This window comes from Microcoleus sp. S13_C5 (genome assembly GCF_036700845.1).
Lineage (GTDB): Bacteria > Cyanobacteriota > Cyanobacteriia > Cyanobacteriales > Microcoleaceae > Microcoleus.
This window is the reverse complement of record NZ_JAUBPR010000208.1, coordinates 1-5,708: the sequence shown is the minus strand read 5'-3', so window position 1 is coordinate 5,708 and position 5,708 is coordinate 1. Positions and strand designations below refer to the sequence as shown.

8 protein-coding genes are annotated in these 5,708 nt (G+C 52.6%); 2 read left to right on the top strand and 6 right to left on the bottom strand.

Annotation, left to right across the window (positions count from 1 at the left end; genetic code table 11):
* Positions 1-345: hypothetical protein (locus QUA04_RS28465; RefSeq protein WP_333263796.1), on the top strand; the 345-nt coding region annotated here is incomplete at its 5' end.
* A gap of 230 nt (positions 346-575) precedes the next feature.
* Here the strand turns inward: QUA04_RS28465 and QUA04_RS28460 are convergent.
* Entirely contained in the window at positions 576-773 is a 198-nt protein-coding gene (locus QUA04_RS28460; protein WP_333043021.1) for a hypothetical protein, read from the bottom strand.
* A 414-nt stretch (positions 774-1,187) separates the two neighbouring features.
* On the opposite strand from QUA04_RS28460, the gene QUA04_RS28455 reads away from it, so the two are divergent.
* On the top strand, positions 1,188-1,556 hold the full coding sequence (locus QUA04_RS28455) for a hypothetical protein (RefSeq protein WP_332962583.1): 369 nt from the start codon (positions 1,188-1,190) through the stop codon (positions 1,554-1,556).
* Positions 1,557-1,710: 154 nt separating this feature from the next.
* On the opposite strand, the gene QUA04_RS28450 is transcribed toward QUA04_RS28455, so the two are convergent.
* From QUA04_RS28450 to QUA04_RS28430, 5 genes are all read right to left on the bottom strand, one after another.
* The gene (locus QUA04_RS28450; RefSeq protein ID WP_333043023.1) at positions 1,711-3,354 is read right to left on the bottom strand and encodes an HTH domain-containing protein; all 1,644 of its coding nucleotides are present in this window, start codon (positions 3,352-3,354) and stop codon (positions 1,711-1,713) included.
* Positions 3,351-3,590, bottom strand: coding sequence for a hypothetical protein (locus tag QUA04_RS28445; RefSeq protein ID WP_332962588.1), 240 nt, complete (start codon positions 3,588-3,590; stop codon positions 3,351-3,353). Before QUA04_RS28445 ends, QUA04_RS28450 begins: the two co-directional genes overlap by 4 nt.
* Positions 3,587-3,787 carry a MerR family transcriptional regulator gene (locus QUA04_RS28440; RefSeq protein ID WP_332962587.1) on the bottom strand — a complete coding sequence of 67 codons (201 nt, stop codon included), beginning with the start codon at positions 3,785-3,787 and terminating at the stop codon, positions 3,587-3,589. Before QUA04_RS28440 ends, QUA04_RS28445 begins: the two co-directional genes overlap by 4 nt.
* Positions 3,788-4,141: 354 nt before the next feature.
* The gene (locus tag QUA04_RS28435) at positions 4,142-4,615 is read right to left on the bottom strand and encodes a helix-turn-helix domain-containing protein (RefSeq protein WP_332962586.1); all 474 of its coding nucleotides are present in this window, start codon (positions 4,613-4,615) and stop codon (positions 4,142-4,144) included.
* Entirely contained in the window at positions 4,612-5,289 is a 678-nt protein-coding gene (locus QUA04_RS28430) for a recombinase family protein (RefSeq protein ID WP_332962585.1), read from the bottom strand. The genes QUA04_RS28435 and QUA04_RS28430 overlap by 4 nt, the downstream gene beginning before the upstream one ends.
* Between the last annotated feature and the right edge of the window lie 419 nt (positions 5,290-5,708).

Sequence of the window (5,708 nt, the reverse complement as noted above, 5' to 3'; positions counted from 1 at the left end):
AAGGATGAGCTGCGGTTAGAGCTGGTCGAGTGCTTTGAGGTTGGGATTCAGAAACTCAAACTGCGACTATTTCGAGATTCCATGTCCACGGGTGAGCTGGTGCGGCTGGTGGATCTTCTCGGTAAATATGCCCTGCCCTACGTGGTCGAAGAGAATGAACCCCCGCAGATTGATCTCTCTATGCTTTCGCTGTCGGCTCTGAAGGAACTGGAGGCGGCATCTAAGGGACGTACTGCTTTGTGGGTCGAGTCAGCCTCTCTGGAGGAACTCCGAGAATGGGCACGAAAGGACGCCAAGGGTGAGCCTACGTTTATCGTGCTTGACTACACAAAAGAGAGCCAATAGCTTCTAAAACTTTCCCCCTGATTTCTGGGGGTAGACCTCTATACATGGTTGGAACTGAAAAAAAGTGAAGGCATCAGCAAGGTGCTTTTGATCTTGATTCAGAAACAATCAGTATGGAGAAAAACCATGTTAATAAAAACGAGCCTAAACGCTCTAGAAGATCTATCGTTTCTGCCTTCTTTGTGAAGGTTCTACCTTGGCTGTGCGCTATATATGAAGGGATTGGCTTCTTAAGCGATGTCCTTGGAATAGTCGAGTTTATAGGGAGGTTCATTCACTAAAACTTTCTTAGCATCAGCGAGGGGGACGGCAGACCTTACAGGGGTCGTACCCCCTTCTTTTGGCTTCAGCCAGCTCCAGGGGTCGCTTGCTTCGTGAGAGATAGCGGCACCTGTCTTTGTGGTACTTGTCGCCTGTCCTGGTGACATAAACCGTCTGTGTCTGTGGCTTGTTGGTGAGAGCCTGGGGAACGACTGCGATAGTCGAGCCTATTAAGGCGATCAGTAGGGCAGAGCGTGATAGATGCCTCACGGTCGCACCTTACCTGGCTCAAATCGCCTTTTAAGGGGAAAGTTTTCGTAGATGGACTCTCAGTGTGGTCCCCGTGAGGGTCACTTATTGACGGGTGGCAGGTTTAAGACTAGAATCAAGAGGTGAATCCAGCCGGAATAAAGCTGTGTCCGAAGTGCCAGAGCCAGCACCAACTGAACGCTCAGGCTTGTCCTTGTGGGCACGTCTTTAGAACTCAATTCGTGCCGCCAAATCAGACTGTGGCGATGCCAGTTCAACCCATGCCCGGATATCAGCCGGACCCGTACGCGAATCCCGGGGGAATCTACGCCATGCCTCAAAAGCGTTCGTCTGCTTGGGCTTGGGGCCTTTCAGGGTTAACCGTTATTGTAGGGGTTGCTCTTTTTCTGCTTTGGCCAAACATCACTATGACATTTGATCGTAATGCCCTTTCTGGTGACTGGGAGATGACTGCTGGTAATCAAACATCAGGAATCATTTTAAAGTCTTCAGGTGAGGGGACCTTCTTGAGTAACTCTACTGTTATCCGAGATTTTAAATGGGAGTTGCCTCGCCCTGGCTTCATCTATATCAAAAGTGAACGATCAGTAGTGTTTGAATATGAGTTTCTACCTGGCGGCGGCTTGAGAATTGGCGAAGGGACTGACGCAACGGTTTACTATCGAAAGGGAACCCGTTAAGTTCTAGACACTTTTAAGGGGAAACTTTTAGTTTTTGACCGACGCGCGCGATTTTATGCATGAGGGATGGCGAGGCACGAGAGATGGCACGCATTGCCCCTCAGAGCCAGTTCTAGGCGTCTTTGACCAGATTCTGGACTCCTTACAGGTGCCATCACACTTGCAACGGTCTAGAAACACCGTGGCCGGCAGTCCGATTTTGAACCTGTAGGTGGTCCGATTTTGTTCGGTTCCGCTCGGCCTGGCTGGTGCCATGCTGATACTTGGCCTGGTCTTTCAGCTTCTGCCGTTTGGCTTCATTGTTCCTGGCATCAATTCTCCTTTGCTTCTCCAGCTTCCAGCCTTCTCTCTGCAGAGCGTGGATCAGCTTTCGGTGTTCACCGCGGCCAAGACTTCCACGCATTTGAGCGGCTCTAAGGTGGGCGGCTTCGTCCTCGATCCTGACGTAGCCTTTACCTTTCTTGGCGATGAGCCCAAGAGCTTCAAGCTGGGCCAGGCCTTTGTAAACACTTTGGCGAGTGCGTTTTGCCAAGGGTGCTAGTTCGGCTGCCGTGAGAGGTTCTGAAGGATCAAGAATCAGCCAGTACCTTTTTAACCCGTTCCGGCCAGAGAGTGAATCATGCGAGCATTTGTCGCAATAGGTGACCACTCTTTCTGTACACCCCCCTCCCCCTTCCAGGGGTTGAGTGGTCACTTTTTGAGACACTTTCAGCCTGTAGATTGAGGCTGTTTTTTGACTGCCATTTACTACTTTCTGAATGTGTCCAAGTTCACAGAGCTTTGTAATGCAGTTGCGGGCGGCTGTGTCTGAGCATCCAATAGCTTCGGCCAGGCTTCTTTTACTCAGGTGGAAGGAGTGGCCGTGGTTGAGCTTTGAGAGTCTTTCAATTTCGAGAATGGCAGCGTAGAGGTTTTTTCCCGATTTCTGTACGTCAGGGCACGAAAGGACGTGCTTGGTCCAGGTTTCCCCAAAAGATCTTTTTTTAAAAACCCCCCCCGCGTCAGCGGGTCCAGGTTTCAATCTCGGGAGGGTAGCTCGATCACTGCTGACGTAGTTCCAAACATCTTTTAGGTAGTTGTCCTGCTGTTTTGGGCTTCTGTCTTTGATCTTCTCGCCTGGTCCTTGTGGGTGCCTGAGAATCAATGTTTTAAAGTCCAGGTAGCTCAAGCCTTGCCTGAGAGCCAGCCCAGCGATCAGGCATAGGCGGTCACTTCTGAATCCGATAGGGACTGATTCTCCAGCGAGCTGGTCCAGGTCTAGTTTCTGCTTTGTTGGTTTTTGTGGCCTGGTTCCGTCTCTGAGTAGCTCTAGTATCTGCTGAATGGTTAACCCTTCCGCGCTGGTTGAGCGAGTCTGTCCAGAGCGATGAAGGGCACCAGGCGGCCTGATTCCTTGGGTTCTGACTGCTGAGGGTCCACCTATCTCTTTAATCAGATTTTCACAGTGAAGGCGTTGGGCTTTTGTTTCAACTCTAACCCAGAGATGCGCTTTCCCTGGTCCCCCGCCTGAGTGCATCACTGCTGAGGGGAACCTTAGCTTTCTTTTTAGGGCAAAGGCTTTGTCCAGGCCATCTTCTGTGTCGAAGTCGGCGGCAACAAAATCAAGGTTTGGCAGGATGAAGCCAGCGTCTTTTTGTGGGTCCCAAGTGTTGAGCCAGCGTTGGCCTGTTTTCTTGTTATCAGGGTTCAGGTCATAGAACTGTTTGTCACGGGAGATGACTACGGCTAGCTCTTTTGTGGCGATGGCTTCTGATTCCTCAAGCTGTGGCGGCCTGGTCAGGATCTCGGCGATGCTCACAGGTCCAGTCCCTCCTCGGTGCCGATCTGCAGGGCAGAAAGGGGGATGGCATAGGCGGCCAGCTCGGCTCTGATTTCCTCGCGGGTGGCTTTGGTGCCGACGTTGGCGATGGCTTGGAGGATTGCCAGGGTGGATCTGATTCCCCCTTGATCGTCGTTTTCTTGGCAGGTGGCGAGCTGGTAAGCGGCTTCTGAGATAGCCTCCTGCGCTTGTTTATTAAGTTGTGGGTGCCTCACTTCTCCGGGCCTCCTACGGCCTGAGTGGGCTGGGTTTTGGTGAGTCTCTCAATCTCAGAGCTGGGGACGAGGTATCTGCCATTTGGCAGCTTTTCGGTCCAGATCCAGCCTCGTTCTTTCCAGTTGAGAAGTGTTTGAGGGGTGACGTGCAAAAGCTTTGCAGCTTCTGCGATGTTGTATGAAGTTACGGATGTCATGAGGTGTCTCTGCTTGCATTAGCTGCATTTCCTCACTCGCCTCGTTGCCCCTTCCTCCCTGAAAAAGTAAAGTTCTCTTGACAGATGCTTTTTCCTGGGTTAGAATCGTCCTGCTAGTAGAGAGCGCTGCAGTCCGATCCTTTTGGGGGTTGAGATTCAGTTTTGGACCGCCTTCATGTCCGGCAAGACATGGGGCGGTTTTGCTTTTAATGCTGTTCAACGAATCCAGACGAAGACCACTAGGTAAAGGCATCATTGCCTTTTGTTTGGTAGCATGAATTCGCTTGATTTGAACTCAAGGATATCCCTGCTTGGCTGAGATGCCAGTGGTCTGTAGAATTAACCATGTATAGATCAGGACTTTCTGACTTTGGTCCACTTCGTCAGCTTCTCCCAAAGGTTCGATTTCGGCTCTGGAGCTGGTAGAGCCTTGATTACTCGGTCCTGCAGTTGACTGAGCTGGGCTGTTAAATCGTGGTTTTGGTCCGCAAGGTTCCGGACTTCATGTGCCAGCGGCCTGAGCTGTTGGACTTCGTGCCGTAGCTCCTCGATCATGGCCATTTGTGCCTCTGCCAGAGCCTTCAGGGTTGCCAGGTCCCCGGTGTCGAGCTTCGTGCCTTCAGCGGCTGGTATCGGCTCTGAGACGGCCTTTTTAGGGGTGGCTTTTGATGCGCGCTCAAGATCCTCGGCGGTTACCCGGTATTCCTTCCCCTTGGGTCCCTCGATCAGCTCGGCGGCCAGGCGGCCTGACTTGATCCAACGGCGTAGAGTCTTCTCTGAGACTCCAGCGGCCTTGATTGCTTCAGCCAGCGATAGAGTCTCATTCATGCGGCCTCCCTTCTCTGCAGGACCACACGGACCGTAGAGGCGTGCCAGGTCCCACCCTTGGCGGTTGGCACGTTCCGGACGTTCAATTCGTTGGCGATGGCCAGCATCCCCTTTCCTTCGGCTCTGAGGCTTAGAATCAGGTCCTCGGTATCGCTTTCAATCATTGGCCTGGCTCCGAGAATAACACCCTGGGCTTTCTTCTCGGCCAGTCCCTCGCGGGTTCTGAGTCCGATCAACTCTCGCTCAAGCTGGGCAAAGGTGGCCATCATGCTGAGTTGTGCTCTGCCATGAGGGGTGGTTGTGTCTAGCCGGGCATCCAAGAGGCTGAGATTCCAGCCGTAGTGCTGGGCCATGTCCCCTACCTGGCAAACGTCTTTTACCGATCGGCTGAGGCGGTCGAGCTTGGCGGCCATCAGTACATCAGCCTCCCCTTTGTTCAGCAGGTCCAGAGCCTTCTGCAGTCCAGGGCGGTTGAGAGTCTTTCCAGAGATTCCACCGTCCTCGATCAGCTCGGCCAGGTGCCAGCCGTTCCTTTCACACTCGGCGATGATGGCGGCTTTCTGACTGGCCAGGCCTGCACCAGAATCAACCTGCTGGTCAGTCGAGACCCGGACGTAGCCGATAACGTGCTTGGTCTCTCTCTGGCTGGTCTTCGTCTTTCGTGCCCTGGGCATAACAAGACTATACACGAAACGTTCGTCTCATGTATACGGTCCCTGGTCACTTTCTTATTTTGTCTAGTCAGAGTGCTTTTTAGCGTGTACAGTTTTCGTTGCGCACCTGTCCAATTTTGAACCTGTAGCCTGGTCAATTTTGTCTGGTCATCATTCATGTCCACCCTGGTCAATATGGCTGGTCATACTGTCCAGAGCCTTCTGCAGTCCAGGGCGGCTTTTACAACGTCCAAAGGTAGGAGCATGAGAGGAAACACCGTGAGAAACACCGCGACCCAGTCAGGGCGAAACGGGGGACGGCTGAAGGTTGGGAACCCAGGCAACAAAGGCGGCGGCAGGATCAAGGATGAGCTGCGGTTAGAGCTGGTCGAGTGCTTTGAGGTTGGGATTCAGAAACTCAAACTGCGACTATTTCGAGA

What these genes read in the sequence shown, in the direction of transcription:
- QUA04_RS28460 (WP_333043021.1), bottom strand. Translation starts at nt 773, where the DNA reads ATGTCACCAGGACAGGCGACAAGTACCACAAAGACAGGTGCCGCTATC.
- QUA04_RS28455 (WP_332962583.1), top strand. Translation starts at nt 1,188, where the DNA reads ATGCCTCAAAAGCGTTCGTCTGCTTGGGCTTGGGGCCTTTCAGGGTTA.
- QUA04_RS28440 (WP_332962587.1), bottom strand. Translation starts at nt 3,787, where the DNA reads ATGACATCCGTAACTTCATACAACATCGCAGAAGCTGCAAAGCTTTTG.
- QUA04_RS28435 (WP_332962586.1), bottom strand. Translation starts at nt 4,615, where the DNA reads ATGAATGAGACTCTATCGCTGGCTGAAGCAATCAAGGCCGCTGGAGTC.
- QUA04_RS28430 (WP_332962585.1), bottom strand. Translation starts at nt 5,289, where the DNA reads ATGCCCAGGGCACGAAAGACGAAGACCAGCCAGAGAGAGACCAAGCAC.